The organism is Sphingobacterium lactis (genome assembly GCF_051951495.1).
In the GTDB taxonomy this organism is placed as follows: Bacteria; Bacteroidota; Bacteroidia; order Sphingobacteriales; family Sphingobacteriaceae; genus Sphingobacterium; species Sphingobacterium lactis_A.
On record NZ_JBNHAS010000001.1, the window covers coordinates 403,319 to 427,251 of the forward strand.

Here is a 23,933-nt window from a genome sequence, read left to right on the forward strand (position 1 = left end):
GTCCAATAATCTGATTTGTGGTACTCGAAAAATAATTTTCCCTACCGTTAAACTTTGCTTTCTATCCGAAGTCCATAATTACGAACAACCCTATTATTTCCTTAATGGGTAAGTCTTATATTATATACTAACAAATACTTAATTATGAAACTCAGTAAAAAACTGTTACTCTTTTTATTATTCTCCTTCATTACTATTTCTTCGTATGCCCAATCCGGTGAAAAACATCTGATCATCAATAATATTACCTATGATGAGGTGAATGCAGGTCTTAGGGAATTTGCTTTGCAAAATGATTTTTTTATTGAGAAAATTGACCGCAAAGAGGGTTTTTTTCAGTTCAAAAAAAGATATATTCCGAAGGGTATTTTTACTCAACATTTCCGAATGACCATTAATTTCTTGGTAAGTGACCTAGGAGAACAAAGGCAGCGGGTTGATATACAGATATACCTTGTTAATTTGGAGCATACTGTAGAATTGGGACATCAAGAAGAGGAGCTTGGCATGCCTGATAGGAAGAAATATTATGATGAGGTTAAGTTAATATTGGAGGCATTCTTTAATATGAAACGACCTAATTAGCATCGGTAATCTTAAAGAAAAACTAGCTGGACATTTTTTGAAAAATTAGGACATTTAAAATTAATCCTTTTCGAGATTTTTAGCTCCAATATAAAAAATCATAATCATGAAATTATTTGCCACATTCATTACTTTATTATTGTTTAGTCAACAATTATTTGCACAAGCCGGTAAAACAAGAACCAATATATTCGGAGACTTGGAATTTACTTCTCAGGATGGGAAATATGATGCCAAACTAAAAAAGGACATTTTTAACGGATTGGTTTTTAGTGATAATCAAGGGAATGAGGTTAAATTTGATAAGAAATATATAGACCTGTATTTCACGGGTGATCCTGATGAGAAGAGTTTAAAGAGTCGCTTATTTCGTCGGTTAATTCGCGAGAATTATGGTGAAAGGGATTATAAGGCAAGCTTTGAAGTCGATATTTTAGGAACGGAAATCGTCAAAGAGAATAGAGACAGCGAAAGAACATCAAATATTAGGAACAATCGTGATCATGTTAATGAAGGCGATAATAGGTCGGTGAACATTTCTATACGAAGGAACGATCAAGGTTTGGAATATAAAAACAATGGTGATTCAGCAAGTTTGGAAAAGGATAATTCTGGGAAATGGTGGTATAATGATAGTAAGAGAAATGAAATTCAATTTAATGAAGAAAGCTGGAGAAAATTACTTGATAAATTCAGTAGTGATACCGAAGTTTTGCGGTACCTGGTAGACCTTTACTTATATTAAGATATTATTTAAGTTGTTTATTATTTGATATAAGCCCTGAGGCCGTTCAGGGCTTTTTTAATGCTGTGAATAATCTTTATGATTTGATCACTTCTGAAGTAATGAATACAAAAGATCGGAATATTTTGAGGAAGCCATCGGCTATTCTCTAAGTAATCGATGGCTTCAATGTTTTGATTAATATAAAGGTTTTCTAATAGGCTTTATATTTCCTTTAGTATCTCCTTTTTCTTGGCATCAAATTCTTCTTGGGTAATAATGTTCTTATCCAATAGAATTTTGAGCTTCTGAAGCCTTTTAAGCGGATCATCTGAAGGATCACCTTTACTTACCTCATCTACTTTGTCGGTAAAGATTTGACTTAAGCTAACCCCAGCCCCTAAAGATGCTCCAACAGCTGCAAGGCCACCTTCATTTTTAGCAGCATCACGCAAAGCTTTTAGTTTTTCTAGTTCAGCGTAGGAGAGACCACCTTCAGCTGCCGCTAAACTATCGGAAGTGATATCGGCAATTCGACCTATTCTTTTCTCCGTTTCCTCATCAAAGAAATTGCCTTCAATACGGAAATCTATTAATTGCATGCCGAGTATTTCAAATTCATTGTTTAATTCCTCCTTTACCTGCTTGCTGATTTCATTCAATTGGGAGTCAATTTTATTGAAGGGTAATTGAGCCTTTGAGAAATGAGAAGTGAGGATCTGCAAGATTCTTGACTGTGCAACATCTCTAAACTCTTGCGTGGAATATTGGCGTACCGTTCCTACTAACTGAGTAAATAATTTTTCTGGATCATGTAGTCGATAGGAGAAATTTCCATGTGCAGCTAGCTGAATAGGGATGTTATATTGGCTATCCATGTATTTGATAGGGCTGCTGGTTCCCCATCCTTGGTTCAATACATCAGCAGAGCGGAAATAATATAATCCAACTTTATGTTCACTTTCGAATAACTGTACTGCCTTTAGCACATTGGTGATAAAAGGGAAGTTATCTGTGCTTAAGGAGAAAGTACCTTGTTCCGTGAAGACATCAGTAACCTTTCCTTCTTTTACAAGTATACATCCTTGCCCTGGTGAGACAATTAATTTACTGGCATTTTTTATTTCATCTGTCGCTGCTGGATATTTCCAGATTAATAAATCACTTTGCTGCGGTTGCCATTCTATAACAGTCTGCAGTTGTTTCTTAAAAAAATCAAATAAACTCATAATCAATTGATTTTATGGGGTGTTATTTTCTATAATTTTTATTACATCGACTTCCTTTACAATTTTACCATTTTGGTCTATTTGAACGATTCGATTGTTCGAACTGCTGTTTGATAAGAATAAATGCATGATTATTCCACCTTTGAAAGGTATGAGCTCATCATCCAAACGATACTTTCCTTCAGGATGAGCATTAAATGTCCATAAAACCTTGCCATCGTTGGTATCTATTTTTTGGATAAAACGATTGCTCTCAGGGTTTGCATTAGGAAAACCGGAAATAATTAATTCGGTACTGTCTTGGTATTCAATTTTAGGATCAAAATATAATCGATCTGGTGTCAGGTCAATAAATTTTCTAATACGAGTATCCGTGAATAGCTTTTTCTTGTAAGGGAATGTACCTATAAAAATACCTGAACCTTTTGGATATTGGTATTCTTTCTTCCATTGTAAACGATATGGCTTTTCATATGGATAGCCCAAGTTATATCTGTACCAATACTTTAGTAATTGAATTTTCTCGTCTGGGTAATCTGAACTTTTAATCGAGAAGATGTATTTTGGAACTTCAACAGCATTTGGTTTTAAAGTGTTTTTTCCTTTGTTTATCTTTCGAACAGCCGAATATTCTTTAAATATTAAATCTGGTCCTGGAAAGTAGAAAAACTCCTTACCATCATTGGTCATTATTTTAAAACCATCCCCTTCATTTACATAAAAGAATTCCATAGTGGCAATTCCAGATGAGAATTCAGGCACGTTATTAAACAGTTGTTCCGTTACATCAGTAATGGTTTGTTTATCAAAGTTGGCTTCATATATTCGATTAATTTTATCAGGAATGATATAGGTTTTACCATTATCAAATGTTCTATAGCGAAGATAATTTCCCTCACTCCAGTTCTTCATTTGAATATCTGAAAGTACTTTTCCAGTATTCCAATCGTAAAAACGGATAAAACTTTGTTCTTTTTGTAAGTCCCTATTATCAAATCGTCTTTGCATTCGCATCAATATAATGACATTATCCTTGGCTAGGTTGCTGTTAAAAATAAAGTCAGATACATAGTCGCGATAACCTTTCTCTTTCTCTATTGGAGTTTCCGGAATAACAGGGCTAATTACTGTTTGATTCGTATTGCTGAACAAGTTAACAAACAAGGGGACTAGAATAATGGCAGCCACGAAAATAAATAGAATGACTAGGTTTTTTTTATTTGAATCATTCCATTGCCAAGTATTAGGTCTATTATAATTATGCTTTATATTAATGTTGATATCATCGTTGTCCAAATAATATTCAGTTCCGCAATTATTGCATAAATAATGATCCTCTTTGATGGCCTGTTTTTTTACAGATCCACAATGAGGGCATTTTAAAGCTTTAATGTTTTTTGCCATTCGCAGGTAGTGTGATTATTGACATAAAGTTAAAAAAATAGCGGATTATCGCAAATCTATCCTGCCTATATGTAGCGCATTATTCTATAATTTATGCTGGAATTTTGAAATCTGCTGACTATCATTTATTTTTGTTGCCGATAAATATTGTTTAATCTTTTAACACGACAGAGATATGTTTGTACTCGTTACTACCCAAAACAGCAGTCTGTTAGCAAAAGAATTTGCTGAAAGACCTCTTCGTGCTTATACTTTATCATAAAATCAACAATTGATAAATACAGAAAGCTCGAAGAATATTCGGGCTTTTTTTATGTTTTCCTAAGGGAGTATACAAATCTCCAAAAAACCTAAAATATTTGCCCGGATTAATCTAAGGGGTCAAATCATAATGACCCAATTAATAAAAAATATAGAAAATCAATGGGAAATAAACTTTCAGGAAAAGACCTAATCAAGTTAGGCTTTCCACAAAATAATACAATAAACATAGCCTTAGGGCAAATATCACGTTATCGAAAGGGTGACAAGAAAGACCACATATTACTGGAGGCAAAGGATGTCCTGCTATCACCAGATAAGTACCTAGGGCATGATACTTGGGGTAAAGTAGCAGAGGGATTGATTAAACCGGTAGAGGTGAGAAAACAGGAATTATTAAATCATCGAGTGCCCTTTCAGATATATGGAGAAAATGAAATTGATGAGGTAGCGAAGCGTCAATTATATGATGCTTTAAAACTTCCAGTTGCTATTCAAGGAGCCTTGATGCCTGATGCACATTCCGGATATGGATTGCCAATTGGTGGAGTCTTGGCAACAAATAATGCCGTTATTCCTTATGGAGTAGGGGTGGATATTGGTTGTAGAATGAGCTTATCAGTTTTTGATCTTCCTGCATCACATGTTAAAGGTCGTGAATTTCAATTGCGAAATATCCTAAAGGATAATACTGCTTTTGGATTAAATGAATCGCAAACTAATCGCTCTGATCACGCAATTCTGGATCATGCTGCATTTAGGGATATACCCTTACTGAAATCCTTAAAAGATAAAGCGTATAAGCAATTGGGATCTTCAGGTACTGGGAATCACTTCGTAGAATTTGGGGTGGTGGAATTATTTGAAGATTATCCAGGTTGGAAGCTTGGAAAAGGGACATATTTTGCTGTTTTATCCCATAGCGGTTCTCGTGGATTAGGAGCTAATATTGCGAAGCATTATAGCAATTTGGCAACAAAGCAATGTCCATTGCCTAAGCAAGTACAACACTTGGCTTGGTTAGATATGGACACGCATGATGGTCAGGAATATTGGTTAGCAATGAATTTAGCAGGTGAATATGCCAAGGCTTGTCACGATGATATTCACCGTCGCCTAGCTAAAGCATTGGGAGCAAGAGTACGGCTCAATATTGAAAACCACCATAACTTTGCTTGGAAAGAGGTATTGAATGGAGAAGAAGTTATTGTTCATCGTAAAGGTGCTACACCTGCTTCTAAAGGGACACTAGGGATAATACCCGGTTCTATGACTACTCCTGGATTTATTGTAGTAGGCAAGGGGCAAGAAGACAGTATTAACTCGGCTTCTCATGGAGCAGGACGACTGATGTCTCGTGGCGCGTGTAAGGAGAAAATCAGTAAAAGCCAAATGGAAAAAGTGATTGCAGATGCAGGGATTGAATTAATAGGCGGTGCTGTTGATGAAGCTCCTATGGCTTATAAGGACATACATACCGTCATGAAGCTTCAGGAGGAATTAGTAGATGTCCTCGGTACATTTACACCAAAAATTGTTAGGATGGCAAAGTAATTCCAAGTAATTAATAAACGAAGGAGATTTATTCTCCTTTGTTTATTTCGTTAAAAAATGTCAAAAAGGTGGTGAAAGGGCTTGTATTTATTCATATTTCACTATTTTGATGGCACATCAACACAAAAACTATGAAATGTCCGAATTGCAATGAAACATTATTAATAACAAATCGTCAAAATGTGGAAATAGATTATTGTCCAAAATGTAGAGGTATTTGGTTAGATAGAGGGGAGTTAGATAAGCTTTTGGACTTTGCCGCATCAAGTACAGCAAGTCAATCAAGAGGAGATGATTCTTATGAAAGAAGAAATAACGATTATCAAGAACGTCATGATCGCTCCGATCGATATGATGATCGGGATAGAAGATATGACGGGCATTATGGAAAGGATGGTCATCGATACCCTAAAAAGAAGAAATCATTTTTATCAGATTTCTTTGATTTTGATTAGAAATAAAAGAACTTCAGTGAAAACTGAAGTTTTTTTATGGAAATTACTGTTAGTTTTACTCTTATATGAAATAGCCTTCTTATGAATCGAAGACTTCCACTTCTTATTGTTTTTCTTCTTCCAGTATTTGTTTTAGGACAAGAACTACAAGATGCTATTCAGAAATTCAAGAGCTTTAAAACGCTGCACTTCATAGATCATGTCAAATACACGGATATTTTTAGTCAGGAGATTAATACGGATACTATTAATGGGTATTTTGATTATTCCTCAAAAGATAGTTTAATTCAAGTTAAAATGCCGAGATATGAGGCTTGGCGCGATACTGAAAAGCTGATATCCATTCAAGTTCCTTATAAAACTTATGCTATTAAAGAGCCATCTTATCTATCGCCAACAATTTGGAATTCCTTACCAAATTTGATGGTTAAGCTGGAGAATGAATTGAAAAAAGCTAAGGAAGTAAAGTTGGAAAAAGATTCTGCAATAAATGGACAGGCTTATAAATCGTATTTAATTACAGTTTTTGATTCTTTGGATCGAGAAAAACGTGTTTTTAAACAAACCAAGATTTTAATAGATAAAAATAGCAGTCTACCAGTGTTTATTCGTATGAGGAGTGAGGGATTCTTAGATAATAGTGATCTTCATGTTACCTATTGGGAAGAACATGATATTAAAAAGATCAGTTTCGATCAACAGAATTTTCCAGATTTAAAAAGACTACAAGTCCCTTCTGACTTTACCTTAGAAGTAAAAAAGGATAGAAAACCTTTATTGGAGAAGGGTACAGCAGTTCCAATGCTGCGTATTCTGGATCATTCTGGAAAGCCAATAAATATCCAGGATATGAAAGGCAAATTGATTTTATTAAATGTCAGTTGGGTTGGTTGTCCCCATTGTATCCTCTCCATTGAGATGTTGAATAAATTGAATGAAAAGTATACGTCCGGTCAATTGAGCATTGTTTCGATTTATCCTCTTGATAAAAGAGAGGATGTGAAAGAAATGAATGAGAGATTTGGAGTTAAGTATTCTTCTTATCCCCATAGTTCTGTGACGAGTAAAGATTTAGAAGCTTTTCATATTTCAGCGTATCCTGTTTTTTATTTAATAGATAAACAAGGGGCTATAATAAAAGGCTTTGCAGGTTATAGTTCAGCCATCAGAGAGGAGTTAGAGGGGTTAATTGAGAAAAATCTTTAAATAATAGGGGGATTTAAAAATAAAAAATCTAAATTCTCGAAAATCTTAGATTTTTCCCATCCTAAACTTATTCATTGCTGCAGCTTTTCCTTTGTTGGCATTTTTGCTTAAAATAATCATGTAAATAATAAATAAAACGGCTACTCTGCCAATAATGTAATAGGTAGTTGGACTCATAAAAGATAATTTTTAGTGAATGTTTTGATTGAAAATAGCTATTAACATTATTAATTTTTAACCATAATGTATAACTGTGCCTAATTAAATTAAAAATGTTGCATTTTTTTTCAAAAATGTATTAGCTTTAATTTTAATTTGTAATCAAAACCGTGATTCGTACAAACATTCCTCTTCAATTAATTCGAAGAATTAACTTTTTTAATAACTAATGTCTATTTTTTCATCTGATATTGCATTTAAATATCCTTGGCGAAATTATCAACAACGTGTTTTAAATGACTTAGCGGCACATCTTAAAGATGACCATTTGCACGTTATTGCCCCTCCAGGTTCTGGAAAAACTGTCTTAGGCTTGGAAGTCATGCTTAGGATAGGAAATGGAACCTTGATTTTAGCTCCTACATTAGCTATTAGAAACCAATGGATCGAAAGGTTTGTAGAGTTATTTATCCAGTCGGACCAAGAACCAGATTGGATATCCAGAGATATTCGAAATCCTAAGTTGTTAACAGTAGTAACCTATCAAGGATTACATGCTGCGTGCCATGATAACCAGGCTGAAAGTATCATTATAGATTTTAAGCATGAAACTGACGTTGTTGAGAAGAAAAAATCAAACTATTTCTTACTGCCACAAATCGTTAGTAATCTTAAAAAGGTAGGTATTAAAACATTGATATTAGATGAAGCACATCATTTGAAAAATGAATGGTGGTTGACTCTTGATCAAATCAAGAAAGAATTAAATCCTAAAATAGTAGGATTAACAGCTACTCCACCTTATGATGTCAGTCCGATGGAATGGATGCGTTATATGGCCATGAATGGTCCTATTGATGCTGAAATATCTGTGCCTGAATTGATAAAAGCGGGTGATCTTTGTCCTCATCAAGACTTTGTTTACTTTTCATCTTTAGGATCTGTTGAAACAGAGAAAATTCGACATATTCGTTCTCAAGGAAGGACTTTTTTTAATGAGATAACACAGGACCAAACTTTGCTACAGGCGATAAAGGAACATCCATTTATGTTGAATCCATTAGAGCATGATTTTCAAATACATGAAAACCTAGCATTTTATTCTGCCTGTCTTATCTTCCTTTCTTTCCATCAACAAGAATTAGATCAACAGCATTTTGAGTTATTGGGAAGACCAAAGGAAGAAGGCCAATTGCAGTTACCTGAATTGGATTATGAATGGATGGAGGAGCTTCTAAAGCAAGTTCTTTTTGATGAAAAAGGCTATTTTGCCATCAAGTATAAAGAACTCCAAGATACCTGGCAAAGAAAGCTTCGAAGAGCTGGAATATTAGAAAGAAAACGTATTGGGTTTGAAAAACAAAAAGATATCCTCAAGTATTTAAGCAATAGCAATGCTAAATTATCTTCCATTAACCAAATTGTTGATTTTGAATATCAAACATTAAGGAAGGAGCTTAGACAGGTGATCTTGACAGACTATGTTCGAAAAGAATATCTTGATACCATCACAGAAAGCAATGTCGAACTACAAAAGATTGGGGTCGTTCCGATATTTGAACAGTTAAGACGAAATAATGATAATCATAAACTACTAGGAGTATTAACCGGGACGCTGGTTATACTCCCAGATTCCGCGATGGATACATTTAACAAGTTATGTCTCCATATGGGGCGAGTTGTAGAGTATGTTCAGTCGACTTTACCTGCAGATGCTAAATTTCAAGTTATACGAGTCAATGACCAGAATAGGGATGCTATCGTTCTTTTAGTAACCAAATTATTTGAACTTGGAGAAATTGAAATACTTGTTGGAACAAAGGCCTTGTTGGGAGAAGGGTGGGATGCTCCATCAATCAACAGTCTAATACTTGCTTCAGTTATCGGTTCTTTTGTTTCTTCCAATCAAATGCGAGGGAGAGCTATTCGGACAAATCTGAAGATACCAGATAAGACAAGTAATATTTGGCATTTGGCGACAATTGATCCAACTTCAAGTACTGGAGGAGCTGAACTGGATCTAATTAGAAGGAGATTTCGAAATTTTGTGGGTATTTCTGAACAAGAGAATGGAGGAATAGAGAATGGGTTCTCTCGATTGGGTATCCCAGAGGATATGGAGCTCCATAACGGTACTGAAATAAATAAAAATACTCTTGCCTTAGCAGAACAAAGAACCCGTTTGTCGGAACAATGGAAGACTTCGATTAAACAAGGAACACAGTTAATAGAAGAGATTAAACTCCCAATATTTGAACCTGAACAATACAATCAAGTAAAGGCAGCAGAAATGCAAAAGACCGTTCGAAATATGGTGGCTACCTGTACTGGTGCCATTGCCTTATATTTGGAATGGTCTACTCAAGCTATTGCAAACCTTAGTAAGTTCGTAGGTGTACATAGTTCTACGGCAATTATGGGTATGTTAGGAGTAGGGACTGTATTTTTTGCCAGAAGAACATTTAGAACCTTTAAATACTATACCCTTTACCGAGATATTAGCTTAGATATTTATCATATTGGGAATGCTTTAACGAAGACATTGGTAGAATGCAAGCTGTTTACCACACCCATTAAGGATTTGAAGGTTTTAACCTATGCTAACGACCAGGGTTCGGTTTATTGCCACTTAGATGGAGGTACTTCTTTTGAAAAGTCCATGTTTGTGGAAATGATACAGGAAATCGTAGATCCTATAGGAAATCCTAGATATATCATTATTCGTAAGAGTAAGATGTTTAAAATAATTCATCAACTTGATTTTCATGCTGTACCAGAGCTACTGGGTAAAAAAGCAGCACTAGCCAATAGTTTTGCAAAGCATTGGGAAAAGGAAGTTGGAAAGTGCGAGTTGTTTTTTACCCGAAGTATTGCAGGACGACGATTACTAATTCAATCTAAAGTAAAAGCATTAGCCAATCACCTTAGTGACGATAGCACAGTTCAACATGTGCATGTTTGGCGATAAAATGATGTTTTCCATATTAAAATCAGCACATCATACATTATCCCTTGTCAAAAGAATGCTATTTTCTATAGGTTGTCGGTTTCGTCTTTAATATTCTATGTAAATTTACATAAGGAAACATTAAGGATTCGTCCGATAAAAAAGATCTATATTATTATGGCAGGAATTATATTGACCGTGTTGTTGATGAACATAACAGGATTTACAAATAATTCTGATTCCAACAATACAGAGAAGAAACAGGAATTAGTAGGTGATCAAAAAGATAAGCATACAATTTATTTTGCTGGTGGTTGTTTTTGGGGCACAGAACATTTCTTTAAGCAGGTAAGGGGTGTAATCTCCACTGAAGTTGGCTATGCCAATGGGCATGTTGAAAATCCAAGCTATAGACAAGTGACTACTGGGAATACTGGATTTACGGAGACTGTAAAAGTCGTATATGATCCAAAAACAGTCAGTTTAAATATACTGATGGATCTTTATTTGAAAACTATAGATCCAACGAGTTTGAATAAGCAGGGTAATGATATTGGGACGCAATATAGAACCGGTGTTTATTTTACAGATCCTAAGGATGAAGCTATTATTAAAAGCAAGCTTAAAGATATCGCTAAAAACTATAGCGCTAAAATTCAAGTGGAAGTATCAAAGATTCAGAACTTCTATGATGCTGAAGGATATCATCAAGATTACCTAGATAAAAATCCTAACGGTTATTGTCATATTGACCCTTCTTTGTTTGAATATGCTAAAAAAGCGAATCCAAAGAATTAGAAATCCATGTTGTTTATAATTTCTTAGGCTAGTTTTTAGTTTAAACTACCTTCACTTTAAAGGTATTCGTCTTTGACCTCTCAAAGCAAGTAGGAATAGTAATTCTCCTAGTGTATTTAATAGGAAAAATCAGGCAAATTAAATTTATAATCTGCCTGTTATGCTTTATTTAATCGATAAAAGTAATTTATTTGGAAATTTTTGTTTAAAACTTTCCTACGTGGAAAGTTTAACAGGAGTTACAAACAACGCATTTGATAATTTAATATATTTGTTATGAGAATCAATGCGAAACTACACAAACCTGGACGAAAATGAATTATTAGAAGCAATAGCATCTGATGATCTATTGGCGTTTAATGAGTTTTACACCCGTTATGTGGATGGTCTATTCCAATTTGTAAATCAAAGGATTGGTGACATAGCGGAGAGCGAAGACATTGTTCAGGAAATATTTGTTGCTATCTGGACCGATAGAAATAAAATAAAACACATCGAATCTATTTCATCATACCTATTTAAGACTGCCTTAAACAAAAGCTTAAATACATTCCGCAGGGATAAAATAAGGGAAGAATATATTCAATCTTTTGCGATATACTTATCCAAACATCATTCTTATCAAGAAGATCTAAATCCTGAAGAGGATCAGGAACAGGCAATTAACCAAGCATTGATGAAATTACCTTCTAAAATGCGCTTAATTTTTGAATTGCGTTATTTTAAAGGCTTAAGTAACCAAGAGATAGCAGATAAATTAGAAATCTCAATACATACAGTATCTACCCAAATGAAAAGAGCTTTAAAAACCATTAGGAAGCATATCCATATCCTGGTTTTTATTACTATTCTTAACAATTTATAATTTTTTTTAAAATTTTTTGTACCCTCAAACTTTAGGTTATGTGTCATAACCTAAAGAGACCTAATAAACCTCTACCTAAAAATGGATGAAAATTTTAGAAGTAAGGCAGCTTCCATCCTTAAGAAATTTCAAATAGGAACTGCTACAAAAGAAGAACAAAATATGGTGAAGACTTGGTTTGAAAAAAATCAAATGTTCACCACAAATAATGAAGAGCTATCTTATGATAAAGAAAGATTATATCAAAAGATAGTTAAGGAGATTGAAAAGGATAATGTTAAAATAATTCAATGGAAAAGATGGTTATTACCGAGCGTTGCTGCAATTCTATTGGTTTTTGCTGCTGGGATCTATCAATTTTTAAATAATGAACCAACCATTTCAAAAATCGCAACACGTCCTTTACTTAATGATGTTCTTCCCGGTCGAAACCAAGCGACATTAGTACTTCCAGATGGAAGGGAGGTTGAGTTGACAGAGGAGAACAAAAACCTTAAGGAGTTAACAGGTCTTAATGTTGATTTTAAGTCTGGAAAAATATTTATTATCCCTTTGGAGAATAGTGAAGTATCAGGAAAAATATATCAATCGATTAAAACACCAAACGCAGGACAATTTACAGTTGTGCTTCCTGATGGAAGTGAAGTGAAATTAAATGCAAACTCGATCATTTATTTTCCAGAAAGATTTACAGATGAGAGAAGGGTGACTTTGAGCGGAGAGGCATTTTTTAGAGTAAAAAGAGATGTGCATAGAAAATTCATTGTAAATGCCGGATTCCAAGAGGTCGAAGTACTAGGTACTGAATTTAATGTGAAATCTTATCCTGAAGAGTCCAAAACAATCACGGCTTTGGTATCAGGAAAATTGAAAGTTAAATCCAAATTAGAAAATGACCATAATGAATTCATTTTGAATCCAGGAGATATGGCCATCAATGGTAAAGGCAAAAAGCTAATTGTCCAAGTTTCAGATATCAATAAGGAAAGAGCTTGGCAAAGTGGAGAATTTTATTTTGATGGAGACAATTTAGAAGAGGTACTTGCCATAATTTCCAGATGGTATGATGTGAAATTCGTGTATGATTTTGAACCATCAGAAACATCAAGTTATGGTGGAATAATATCAAGAAATAAAAAACTCTCAACTGTATTAGAATTACTAGAAGAAAAAGAAAACTTAAAATTTGAAATAAAAGGAAAGGAGGTCCACATCAAAAAGATAAAACCATAAATTTTGAAATACTTACTTAATAACCTAATTATTTTACTCAACTAACCAAATTAATTCATGGAATTGAATATACTCCTAAAATTAACAAAGGGTAAAATGGACATCCATACACCAAAACAATGGATTAAGATTTTAAATTACTGTGTCCTATTACTCTTAATAGCCTTGGCTAATAACACATATGGGTCTGCATTACAGATTCACATGGATAAAAAAAATGCCAAGATTGAGGATGTTTTGATTGAACTTAGAAGGCAATCAAATATAGATTTCTTTTACAACAAGGCTGATCTTCTTAAGGAAGGTCCCAAAGATCTAAAACTTAATAATGAAAGCTTGGATAATGCTATGCGTAAGCTTTTGGAGAATACCAACTTAACATATAGTATTAAAGATGGGATTGTTACACTTAGTCCAAAAGCAATTCAGCAACAAAAAATTACAGGACGGATTACTAACCAAAAAGGAGAACCCTTACAAAATATATCTATTACAGCTATAAATAGGGCTACGAAGTCTAAAACTGTTGGTGGACAATCTTCGGCAAACGGAACCTTTACAATAATCGTATCTACTCTTAATGATACCCTTACTTTTTCTTCCATTGGATACGAAGAAAGAGTAATTCCATTAAATGGAAAAACGCATATAGAGGTTGTGATGAAACAAAAAGTTCAGGAATTGGAAGATGTTGTTATCACAGGTATTTATGAGCGTAAAGCAGAAAGTTTTACTGGGTCTTCAATGACCATTAAGAATGAAGATATCAAAAGAATGGGTAGCACAAATGTTTTCCAATCGTTAAAGAATATATCGCCAAGTATGTTTTTGGATAATCTAGCTATGGGTTCTAATCCAAATACATTACCGGATCTACAAATACGTGGAAGTGGTAGCCTTCCTGTTGATAATGGTAATTTAGCAGCTGGACTCAAAGGAAATTATTTGAAAGACCCTACTCAACCATTATTTATTTTAGATGGTTTTGAGGCTTCGGTAGAACGGATATTTGATTTGGATATCAATCGTATTGAGAGTGTGACAATCTTAAAAGATGCTGCATCCAAAGCGATTTACGGCTCCAAAGCTGCGAATGGTGTCATCGTTATTGAGACAACCAAAATATCGGGATCTAAACCGATTATTAGTTATAACATGAGTCTAAATGTTGAATTACCAGATTTAACCTCTTATAATTTAACAAATTCAAGAGAAAAGCTTGAGGCAGAGGTAATCGATGGAATGTATTTGCCAAGGCCGGGCTATGACCCTTCGGCAGATTATATTCAACGATTAAAGACATATAATGCTCGTAAAAAACTAGTAGAGGAAGGTTTAGATACCTACTGGCTAGCTAAACCGGTGCAGAATGGAGTTGGACATAGACATTCCTTAAGTGCTGAACTTGGCTCAGAGGACCTAAGAGTGCTCACTGATTTTACATATAACCAAGTGACAGGAGCTATGATTGGCTCCGGAAGGCAGAATATTGGAGGGAATATATCTGCATCTTATCGTTTGAATAAGTTCTTATTTAGAAATGTAGCTTCTTTTAACTCGAATAAAGGGAAAGAATCGCCTTATGGTGAGTTTTCTGAATATGTGCAAATGAATCCATATTGGAGAGCTACAAATGAAGATGGTTCAATACCATATTATGCAGAACTATCCGGTAATTCTCGTGTTACAAACCCACTATATAATTCGACCTTAAACAGCAAGATCGCAGAGAGCTATTTGAATTTTACAAATAACCTGTATATGGAATGGATGCCAATAGATGGATTGAGAGGAACGATGCGTATTGGTATAGATACAAAAACTTCTGATGCCGATGAATTTTACCCAGGAAAACATACCAGATTTGATTTATATCAACCTAATGACATAAATAGAAGAGGTTCTTATCAAGTCAATAATGGCAAAAGCGCTTACTTATCCGGAGATTTAAATGTTAATTATAGCAAACAGTTAGATAAACATTATTTGTTTGGAAATATTGGATACAATGTTAGTGAACGCAAGTTCTCAGAGCGGGTATATTTTGCTGAAGGATTCCCTAGTGATCGCCTTCAGGATATCATTTTTGCTCGAAGCTATGCTTTGGACACTCGCCCTGCTGGTTTAGATGGTATTACTAGGGATATGGGTTTTTTAGGAGCATTTTCTTATATGTGGGATAATCGGTTTATATCTGATTTTACTTACCGTGCCAATGCCTCATCCCAATTTGGTGCTGACCGTAGATGGGCATCCTTTTGGTCTGTAGGTTTAGGTTGGAACTTACATAATGAACAGTTTTTCAAAAAATTGAATTATGTTGATATGTTCAGAATCAGAGGTTCAGTCGGTGCAACAGGAAATCAAAACTTTAATTCGAATGCCTCAATCGCTACTTACGAATACGCTTTACAAGCTTATTATAATGGTTTCCCTGGTTCTCAATTATTTAATATGGTTAATCCAGGCTTACAGTGGGAGTCTTCATTTGATTATAATGGAGGTGTCGATTTAAAAATTGGTCCATTTGGTTTACGCGCAGATTATTATCAAAGATTTACAGAGAACCTTATTGCTGATATCACTTTACCAAGCTCTACAGGATTTGAAATCTTCAAAGATAATTTAGGGAAAATCAAGAATGAAGGTTTGGAACTCTATGCAAACTATCAGGTTTGGCAGAAGCAACGAAACTTTGTAAGTCTTCAATTCGGTATTGAAACGAATACCAATAAAATCGTAGAGCTGTCAAATTCTATGAAATCCTATAATGATCGTATGGATGCATTAGCAGCTGATAGAGGTAACAGCAAACCTATCAAGAAATTCCAAGACGGTATGCCTATGGATGCCATTTGGGCAGTTCCTTCACTAGGTATTGACCCTGCTTCAGGTAATGAAATCTATGTTAAGCAAGATGGAACAACGACATATGCTTGGAATGCCAACGATATGATCATGGCAGGTATTGCAAGGCCAAAATATCAAGGAACATTCGGTGTTCAAGCAGAATATCAAGGTATTGGTTTATCTGTTACAGCTCGATATTTAGGTGGCGGACAAATGTACAACCAAACTCTTGTTGATCGTGTCGAAAATGTAGATATGGTTTACAATGTGGATAAAAGAGTATTAACTGGTAGATGGTTAGAACCGGGTCAAAATGCATTATATAAACGACTAGGTGAATATTCCATTGACAATGGAGACGGTACAAGTTCTCCTGCCCAGGAACTTACTCGGGCTACGACACGTTTCGTGCAAGACAGGAAAGAATTGGATATAGCAGCTATAAACCTGTACTACGATTTCTATAAGCAGTCTTGGTTAAAAAAAGCAAAACTGCAAAGACTTCGTGCGTCATTCAATATGAATGATGCCGTGAAGTTCTCATCAATAGAAATTGAGCGTGGTTTAACATATCCATTCTCTAGGACAGTATCATTTTCATTAAACGCTACATTTTAAGACATGAAAAGATTCATAACATTATATAGTCTGTGTTTTAGTGTGTTGTTTTTAAATCAATCATGTGAAAAATGGTTTGATGTAACAGCTAATAACCAGATCAAAGCAGAAGATCAATTTTCTTCTGTGGACGGTTTTAAAGATGCGCTCATGGGTGTCTATTTAGGAATGGGTGATGCTAATTTATATTTATCAAATACGTCCTTTACGATGGTAGATGTACTTAGCCAGCAATATGCGCCTTTTACTTCATCTCTCGCTTTTTATTACGATTTTCAAAACTATAGATACCAAAATCCAAAGGCAGAAAGTCAAATTAAAAGGGTTTGGGATAAGTATTACTTTGTAATTGCTAATGTCAATAGCGCCTTAAATCAAATGGACAAATCATCCTTTGCTTGGTATAAAGGAGAGAAGGAAATTATTCGAGGTGAATTATTGGCACTTAGAGCTTTCCTACATTTTGACCTCATGCGTTTTTTTGGACACGCTAATTATGCTCAAAGACCTGAGTTAGCTTCCAAATTAGCTATTCCATATTCTACGATTTATAGTAAGGACTATCCTCCTCAATTGACCTATACTGAAACGTTCAAACAGATGGAGGCGGATATTAAGCAAGCGATGGAATTGCTGAAGTATGATCCTATTTTTAAAAATTCACTGATCACCTCCGAGATCATGATGAACATCAATCGTGACGGATTTTATGATAACCGTTTTAATAGAATGAATTATTATGCAGCAGAAGCCTTACTTGCACGTGTATATGCATGGCAAGGAGGTGACAAAATGAAACTTGCTGCTGATGCTGCAGAAGATGTCATAGCCAATTCTCCTATTGAACTGTTTAATAATAATGATCAATTGAGTAATGATCGAACCATTAAAAAGGAACATTTATTTGGTTTAAAAGTTCAAGACCTTCAAACCACAGCTTCTATGTATTTTGAAGGGACAAACAACACCAATTACAATGGTTTAAGATTACTTCATGCCCCTACTGAAGATTTATATGAAGTTGATATTCCAGAGATTGGAGCTTCAGATATTCGATTTATTCAATTATTGAATAATGAACAGTATGGATATGTGAGCCTTAAGTTAAAAAAACAGTCTTTATATGATATTGATGCTAATACTATTCCTCTTATGAAGATTCCTGAAATGTATTATATAGCTTCTGAATATTATAGTCAAAACAATATGACCAAAGCTATCTCTCTTTTAGAGAAAGTACGTGTCAGCAGAAGAATCGTTCAAGCACTTCCTGCCACTTTGGATTTAGCAAGTTATAATAATGAGTTGGTAAAGGAATATAGGAAAGAATATGTAGCTGAAGGTCAATTATTCTTTTTCTATAAACGTCAGGGATTTAAGCAATTGCCAAATTATTCCAGCGCTGTTGACCTGGATGATAAGGTATATATGTTGCCTTTCCCAGCATCTGAAGTTGAATTTGGTAATCGAGTACAATAATGGTTGAAATTAAAACATTTGATATGAAAAAAAATCAAATTAAACTATTAGGGATAATAGTGTTATTCTTAATGGTAGGGTGTGAAAAATCCGAACCCCTTGCTTTTAATTCCAAATCTGCAATAACTTTTGATTATGGACGAGGAGCACCAGTAAATTCTACAACTTTTTCATTCCTTGGTAAGACAAATCCAATCGGTGTAATCAAGGTACCAATGTATATAAACGGATTCCCCACTAAGGAAGACCGACCATTCGAAGTAGAAGTGATCACCGATTCAATTACAACCGCTTCAGAAGGAGATTATGTCATTAAACCAGGTATTATCCATGCCGAAAAAGTTCAGGACACTCTTTTTATTGAAGTTCCTAAAACGGCCAAATTAGATAATGAGGTTTTACATTTATACTTAAGGGTAAAAGCCAATTCAGATTTCGATAAGGGGATTGTTGAAAGACAATTCTACAAAGTGTCCTGGAGCAATAAGGCTATAATGCCTACATGGGGTGTTTATTTTAGAACCTTTATTTCGTCTGCTGGAAGTACCAGAGCATATCGCATATTTGTGGAAACTACTGGTTTAACCAATTTTGCAGCAGCAGATTTCCGAAACTATGGTCAAGCAGGAGCAGAAGTTTTAGGGAAGAAATTCGGTGATTATATCCGTGCTTGGAATGCTGCAAATCCACAAAATGTGCTAACCCATGATGATGGAACACAAATGGGAAAACCAATTGTGCCTAGATATTAAACGATCCCATTATCAAACAAATATTTAAAATATGAAAACTATCAAATTTAAATATCTATATGGACTTGTCTCTCTCTTTCTGGTTCTCTTTTATGCCTGTAAGGATGATTTAAGTTCTCTTGATACGAATAAACTACCAAATGTTATAGTAGATACAGTTGGAAATAGTAAACTTACCGTGTTCCAATTTGATAAATTGACATTAGATCCTAAAGTAAACCTTGAGACTATAAATGACCGTACATTCAAATACGAATGGACAATTAATATAGAACCATCCTCAACGGAATACATTGTTATTGGAAATCAGAAAAAGCTGGACTACCAAGTTTCTTTTGTGCCTACATCCATCGATAGACCACATCAATTGGTATTGAAAATAACAGATGAAAAATCAGGTATCGAATATATCCAAGACTGGCCATTACAAATACGTAATGGAATTGGGGAAGGTATTGTTGTGGTTGAAACATATGATAATACCAATACGGACATCAGCCATATCATGTCTCCATTAGTAACGCCTGATTTTAACCTGGATAAAATCCGTTATAAAATTTATTCATCCGTAAATGGAGCTCCTATTTCAGGATTGGTAAATAGCATGGTTTATACGAAATTACGCTCTAATAATGTCCTGTTAGCAGGAACAAATAATAATCTTTTAAGTATTAAAACTTTAGATTATTCTGCCGGTGATCAAAGGGAAAATTTATTTTATGCGCCACAGAGTAGCTACAGTACAGGATTCCTAGGTAAGGTGGTCCAAAATGATATTTATGTGAGTGAAGGAAAGATATATTCTAACTGGCTTGAAATCTCAAAATTTGGTCTTCCAAATGCAAATAATTATACAATCCCAAATATCATTGCAATAAATAGTAGGTATGATTATCCCAATATTGTACTGAATTTTTATAGCGAGGATAAGGGGCATTTTGCATACCAATCTTCATTTGCTTCTTTCGGAGACCGTACCATGCGTCCTGTTCCTTCAAGTGCTGGTGTTTTTAATCCCAACCAAGTGCCAAATAAAAAGAATATTGCAGCAAGTGTAAATAATCAAGGAGATTTTTTACACCTTTTAAAGGATAAAACCACCAATAAATATGGTCTTTGGATTTTAAGTGCTGGAGGTTATGATAGCGAAAATTGGGTGATCACTCCCTCAAATCCAAAAAAATATGTTGATTTAAGTAATGCGCCTGAAATTGACCAAGCGACTCAATTTGCATTTTTGGATAATCAGCAGACATTTTTCTATGCGACAAAAACTAAGATATATGCAGTTATCTATGCCGCTACAAATCCAAGTTTTGGCTTAAGATATACTGCAGCAGCAAATGAGGAGATTACATCTTTAAAAATGTATTATCAAGCTGATTATCCTTTGGTAAGTCGTGATTTCTTTTCTAAAAATGGGAAACAACTTATCCTCGGTACCTATAATGGAACAGAAGGTAAGGTCCATGTATTGCCGATAATTAATGAAGGTGTCGGAACAATTGACCAAGCCAATATTAAAACCTATACAGGTTTCGGAAAAATATTATTCACTACTACACAATTATAATTAGAGATAGTTCCTTAGTCATAAATGATTAAGGAACTTTCAACACACAAACTATGAGGAAAATTATAAAGATTGCCAGGCTCGAGTTGAGTATACTCTTTTACTCACCTGTAGCCTGGGTTGTTATGATCATCTTTATGATCCAATGTGGAATTTCCATAATGGATCTGATTCAAGAAAAAGAAAGTAGTCAGCAATTGGACAGAGTGATTCAGTCGATTACGGTTGATGTTTTTTCAGGTAATAAAGGTTTCTTTCGTTCTGTCTTGAAGTACACCTACCTGTACATTCCATTGTTGACCATGGGGATTATGAGCAGGGAACTTAGCTCAGGATCCATTAAATTGCTGCAATCATCGCCAGTTACCAATTTCCAGGTAGTTTTAGGGAAATATATTGCACTATTAACGTTTGGTCTATATTTCGTTTTTGTTCTTATAGGAATATCCTTTACGGCAAGTCTACTAATCGAGAATTTTGATTGGGGATTTGTACTTGCTGGAATAATTGGGGTTTATTTATTGATTGCGGCTTATTCTGCTATCGGTTTGTTCATGTCTAGCCTCACTTCTTATCAAGTCGTTGCAGCAATTAGCACATTAGCAATTTTTGCAGCACTCAACTTTATTGGAGAAATTGGTAAAGGGAATGAAATCATCCGAGAAATTACCTATTGGCTTTCCATACAAGGACGAACAGATCATTTTATCTATGGAATGCTCTCCTCTCAGAATATTGCCTATTTTCTCCTTGTCATTATCCTGTTTATTGGATTAACCATCATGCGATTAAACGATGGTCGGGTTATCCAATCTGAAATCCAAAAAACATTAAAATACATCGGCTTTATTGCACTCATCCTAATCCTAGGATTTGTAACTTCTATGCCTAAAAATTGGCACTTTTGGGATTTAAGTCGTTTCCAAGCGAATACCTTGACACCCAATAGTAAGGAGGTAATAAGCCATTTAAATCAGCCATTGAAAATAAAAAATTATGTCAATATTCTACATCCATTAGGCCGATTAGGAACACCGAAATGGAGGAAGTTTGACCTTAAACAATTCGATCAATATACCCGGTATATACCTGAAATGGAAATGGAATACATCTATTTTTATGATTACGTTCCTGTATATGCTGATAGTTCAGTTAACTTGTTGGAGAAGGCACAAAAGGCGGCTTTGGCACATGACCTAGACTTCAGTCAATTGCTTTCACCAGAGGAAATTAAAAAACAGATCGATTTATCAACTGAAAAGAATGCATATGTTCGTTTTGTCCATCATGGAAAAGACAGTGTAGTCCTCCGTATGTTTCTTGATGCTACCGGTTATCCTACAGAATCTGAAATTACTTCTGCATTGAAAAGGTTATATACAAAAGTACCTGTGATCGGAATATTAGAGGGTAGGGATGAACGTAGCGTCTACAAAATAGGCGATAAGGGATACCAAAAAATTACCACAGATATTCAATCTAGACCTGCATTGGTGAACAATGGTTTCGACATCAAGACCTTAAGCGCATTGGAGCTAGATAGCCTATCGGATAAACTGGCTGTTCTGGTTATTGCTGATCCATTTCAAAACTATTCCATTGATGAGCAAAATGCCATCCATAACTATTTAAAAAATGGGGGTAATCTTTTAATCGCTGCTGAACCTGGAAAAGAAGTTTATTTGAATCCATTATTAAAGGACATTCCTGCTGAATTTTCAAATTTTCAACTTTACCAACATACCAAGGATGTTGAACCAGATGTACTCTTGGGAAGACCAACTTCAACAGCTATTGATTTAAAATTTACGAAAAACAAAAATCAAATCGTAACGCTTGCTGGTAGCTCTGCCATCCTATTAAAGGAGGACTTGAAAGGTTTTCAAACACAGAACATAATAAGTTCTGATCTTAAAAATGTCTGGAAAGGTAAGCTTACTGTTGATACAGCTTATACCCATGCGGATTCTATGGCTTATAGTCTCGCTCAGACCTTTACAAGGAAAATCAAGAACAAAGAGCAAAGAATCATGTTGATCGCTGATGCAGATTTTATGAGCAATGTTGAGTTAAACCGTTTTAATGTACGGAATGTCAATGCAGATTTTACCATTCAATTATTCAAATGGTTTACCTATGGGCAATTCCCAGTTGATACAGAGCGTCCAGAATCAATTGATAACAAAATCTTAGTGAAGGCAAATACACTTAAAAACATCAAGTACACTTGGACCGGTATTTTCCCGCTTTTGATAGCCTTTGGTGGAGCATTTTTATTAATTAGTAGAAAAAGAAAATAAAGCAAATGAGCACAAGTATAGCAACAATAAAAGCATTGTCCCATAAATATTCTAGAGATTGGGCAATTAGAAATATTAATTTTGAGGTGACGGAAAAGGGTATTTTAGGGCTGTTAGGCTCCAATGGTGCGGGGAAATCGACCACCATGAATATCCTTTGTGGCGTTATCAACCAAACCGAAGGGGAGGCTTTAATCGATGGAATTAATATCCGGAAGAATCCTGTAGAAGCAAAGCGTTTAATTGGCTTTTTGCCTCAAAAAGCCCCCTTACATTTTGAATTAACAGTAGATGAATATTTAACCTACTGTGCTAATCTTAGGGATATCCCTTCAGCTGATATCCCTAAAGCGTTGGAAGTTGCTAAAGCAAAATGTGGAATTAGCCATTTTAGTAATCGATTATTAAGCAACCTCTCTGGCGGATACCAACAACGTGTTGGTATAGCCCAAGCAATCATCCATAATCCAAAACTTGTTGTATTAGATGAACCTACTAACGGTTTAGATCCAAATCAAATATTAGAGGTTAGAAAACTCATAAAGGAAATAGGAGAGGAACGGTCTGTCATCCTATCAACCCACATCCTCAGTGAGGTTCAAGCAACATGTGACCGAATTATTATGATTGAACATGGTGAAGTGGTATTTGCAGATACCATGAATGCATTTAACAATTACATTGAGCCAAATTCCTTAGTCTTACATTTAGATAATCCGCCAAGTCTTGCCGAATTGGAATCCTTGGATCAGATTAGTCAGGTGGAAGTTATTAATCATGGACAATTTAGATTAACCTTTGATAACCCAAATCAAATCACGCAAAAATTAATTGCGATATGTTCAGAACGCCAATGGGGTTTATCAGAGATTTACCTAGAGAAAAGTTCTCTAGATGGCATTTTTGCACAATTATCTGCTAACTCTAAAGGAAGGAAATAA

At 34.8% G+C, this 23,933-nt stretch carries 17 protein-coding genes; 15 read left to right on the top strand and 2 right to left on the bottom strand.

What is annotated here, in order from left to right:
• Window positions 1-144 precede the first annotated feature (144 nt).
• The gene (locus tag ACP6L2_RS01715; protein WP_440507585.1) at window positions 145-585 is read left to right on the top strand and encodes a hypothetical protein; all 441 of its coding nucleotides are present in this window, start codon (window positions 145-147) and stop codon (window positions 583-585) included.
• A gap of 106 nt (window positions 586-691) precedes the next feature.
• A complete protein-coding gene (locus ACP6L2_RS01720) occupies window positions 692-1,330 on the top strand; it encodes a hypothetical protein (protein ID WP_440507586.1) in 639 nt (212 codons plus the stop codon).
• Between the two features lie 203 nt (window positions 1,331-1,533).
• Here ACP6L2_RS01720 and ACP6L2_RS01725 read toward each other — a convergent pair whose 3' ends face one another.
• Window positions 1,534-2,538 (bottom strand): SPFH domain-containing protein, encoded by a 1,005-nt coding sequence (locus ACP6L2_RS01725; RefSeq protein ID WP_440507587.1) that lies wholly within the window; start codon window positions 2,536-2,538, stop codon window positions 1,534-1,536.
• 12 nt (window positions 2,539-2,550) lie between these two features.
• The gene (locus tag ACP6L2_RS01730; protein WP_440507588.1) at window positions 2,551-3,942 is read right to left on the bottom strand and encodes a hypothetical protein; all 1,392 of its coding nucleotides are present in this window, start codon (window positions 3,940-3,942) and stop codon (window positions 2,551-2,553) included.
• Between the two features lie 423 nt (window positions 3,943-4,365).
• Between ACP6L2_RS01730 and ACP6L2_RS01735 the strand changes: the two genes are divergently transcribed.
• From ACP6L2_RS01735 to ACP6L2_RS01795, 13 genes are all read left to right on the top strand, one after another.
• Complete coding sequence (locus ACP6L2_RS01735) at window positions 4,366-5,757, top strand: RtcB family protein (RefSeq protein ID WP_440507589.1); 1,392 nt, start codon at window positions 4,366-4,368, stop codon at window positions 5,755-5,757.
• Window positions 5,758-5,888: 131 nt separating this feature from the next.
• The gene (locus ACP6L2_RS01740) at window positions 5,889-6,212 is read left to right on the top strand and encodes a zf-TFIIB domain-containing protein (protein WP_440507590.1); all 324 of its coding nucleotides are present in this window, start codon (window positions 5,889-5,891) and stop codon (window positions 6,210-6,212) included.
• A gap of 81 nt (window positions 6,213-6,293) precedes the next feature.
• The gene (locus ACP6L2_RS01745) at window positions 6,294-7,418 is read left to right on the top strand and encodes a TlpA family protein disulfide reductase (RefSeq protein ID WP_440507591.1); all 1,125 of its coding nucleotides are present in this window, start codon (window positions 6,294-6,296) and stop codon (window positions 7,416-7,418) included.
• 388 nt (window positions 7,419-7,806) lie between these two features.
• The gene (locus tag ACP6L2_RS01750) at window positions 7,807-10,545 is read left to right on the top strand and encodes a DEAD/DEAH box helicase family protein (protein ID WP_440507592.1); all 2,739 of its coding nucleotides are present in this window, start codon (window positions 7,807-7,809) and stop codon (window positions 10,543-10,545) included.
• 156 nt (window positions 10,546-10,701) lie between these two features.
• Entirely contained in the window at window positions 10,702-11,322 is a 621-nt protein-coding gene (gene msrA, locus ACP6L2_RS01755; RefSeq protein ID WP_440507593.1) for a peptide-methionine (S)-S-oxide reductase MsrA, read from the top strand.
• A gap of 286 nt (window positions 11,323-11,608) precedes the next feature.
• Window positions 11,609-12,187, top strand: a complete 579-nt coding sequence (locus ACP6L2_RS01760) for an RNA polymerase sigma factor (RefSeq protein WP_440507594.1) — start codon at window positions 11,609-11,611, stop codon at window positions 12,185-12,187.
• An 81-nt stretch (window positions 12,188-12,268) separates the two neighbouring features.
• Complete coding sequence (locus ACP6L2_RS01765; RefSeq protein ID WP_440507595.1) at window positions 12,269-13,420, top strand: FecR domain-containing protein; 1,152 nt, start codon at window positions 12,269-12,271, stop codon at window positions 13,418-13,420.
• 57 nt (window positions 13,421-13,477) lie between these two features.
• Window positions 13,478-16,888, top strand: coding sequence for a SusC/RagA family TonB-linked outer membrane protein (locus ACP6L2_RS01770; protein ID WP_440507596.1), 3,411 nt, complete (start codon window positions 13,478-13,480; stop codon window positions 16,886-16,888).
• A 3-nt stretch (window positions 16,889-16,891) separates the two neighbouring features.
• Entirely contained in the window at window positions 16,892-18,367 is a 1,476-nt protein-coding gene (locus tag ACP6L2_RS01775) for a RagB/SusD family nutrient uptake outer membrane protein (RefSeq protein WP_440507597.1), read from the top strand.
• A 23-nt stretch (window positions 18,368-18,390) separates the two neighbouring features.
• Entirely contained in the window at window positions 18,391-19,119 is a 729-nt protein-coding gene (locus tag ACP6L2_RS01780; protein ID WP_440507598.1) for a DUF4843 domain-containing protein, read from the top strand.
• Between the two features lie 31 nt (window positions 19,120-19,150).
• Complete coding sequence (locus ACP6L2_RS01785) at window positions 19,151-20,692, top strand: PKD-like family lipoprotein (RefSeq protein ID WP_440507599.1); 1,542 nt, start codon at window positions 19,151-19,153, stop codon at window positions 20,690-20,692.
• 53 nt (window positions 20,693-20,745) lie between these two features.
• Window positions 20,746-22,992, top strand: coding sequence for a Gldg family protein (locus ACP6L2_RS01790; RefSeq protein ID WP_440507600.1), 2,247 nt, complete (start codon window positions 20,746-20,748; stop codon window positions 22,990-22,992).
• 5 nt (window positions 22,993-22,997) lie between these two features.
• Window positions 22,998-23,933, top strand: coding sequence for an ABC transporter ATP-binding protein (locus ACP6L2_RS01795; RefSeq protein ID WP_440507601.1), 936 nt, complete (start codon window positions 22,998-23,000; stop codon window positions 23,931-23,933).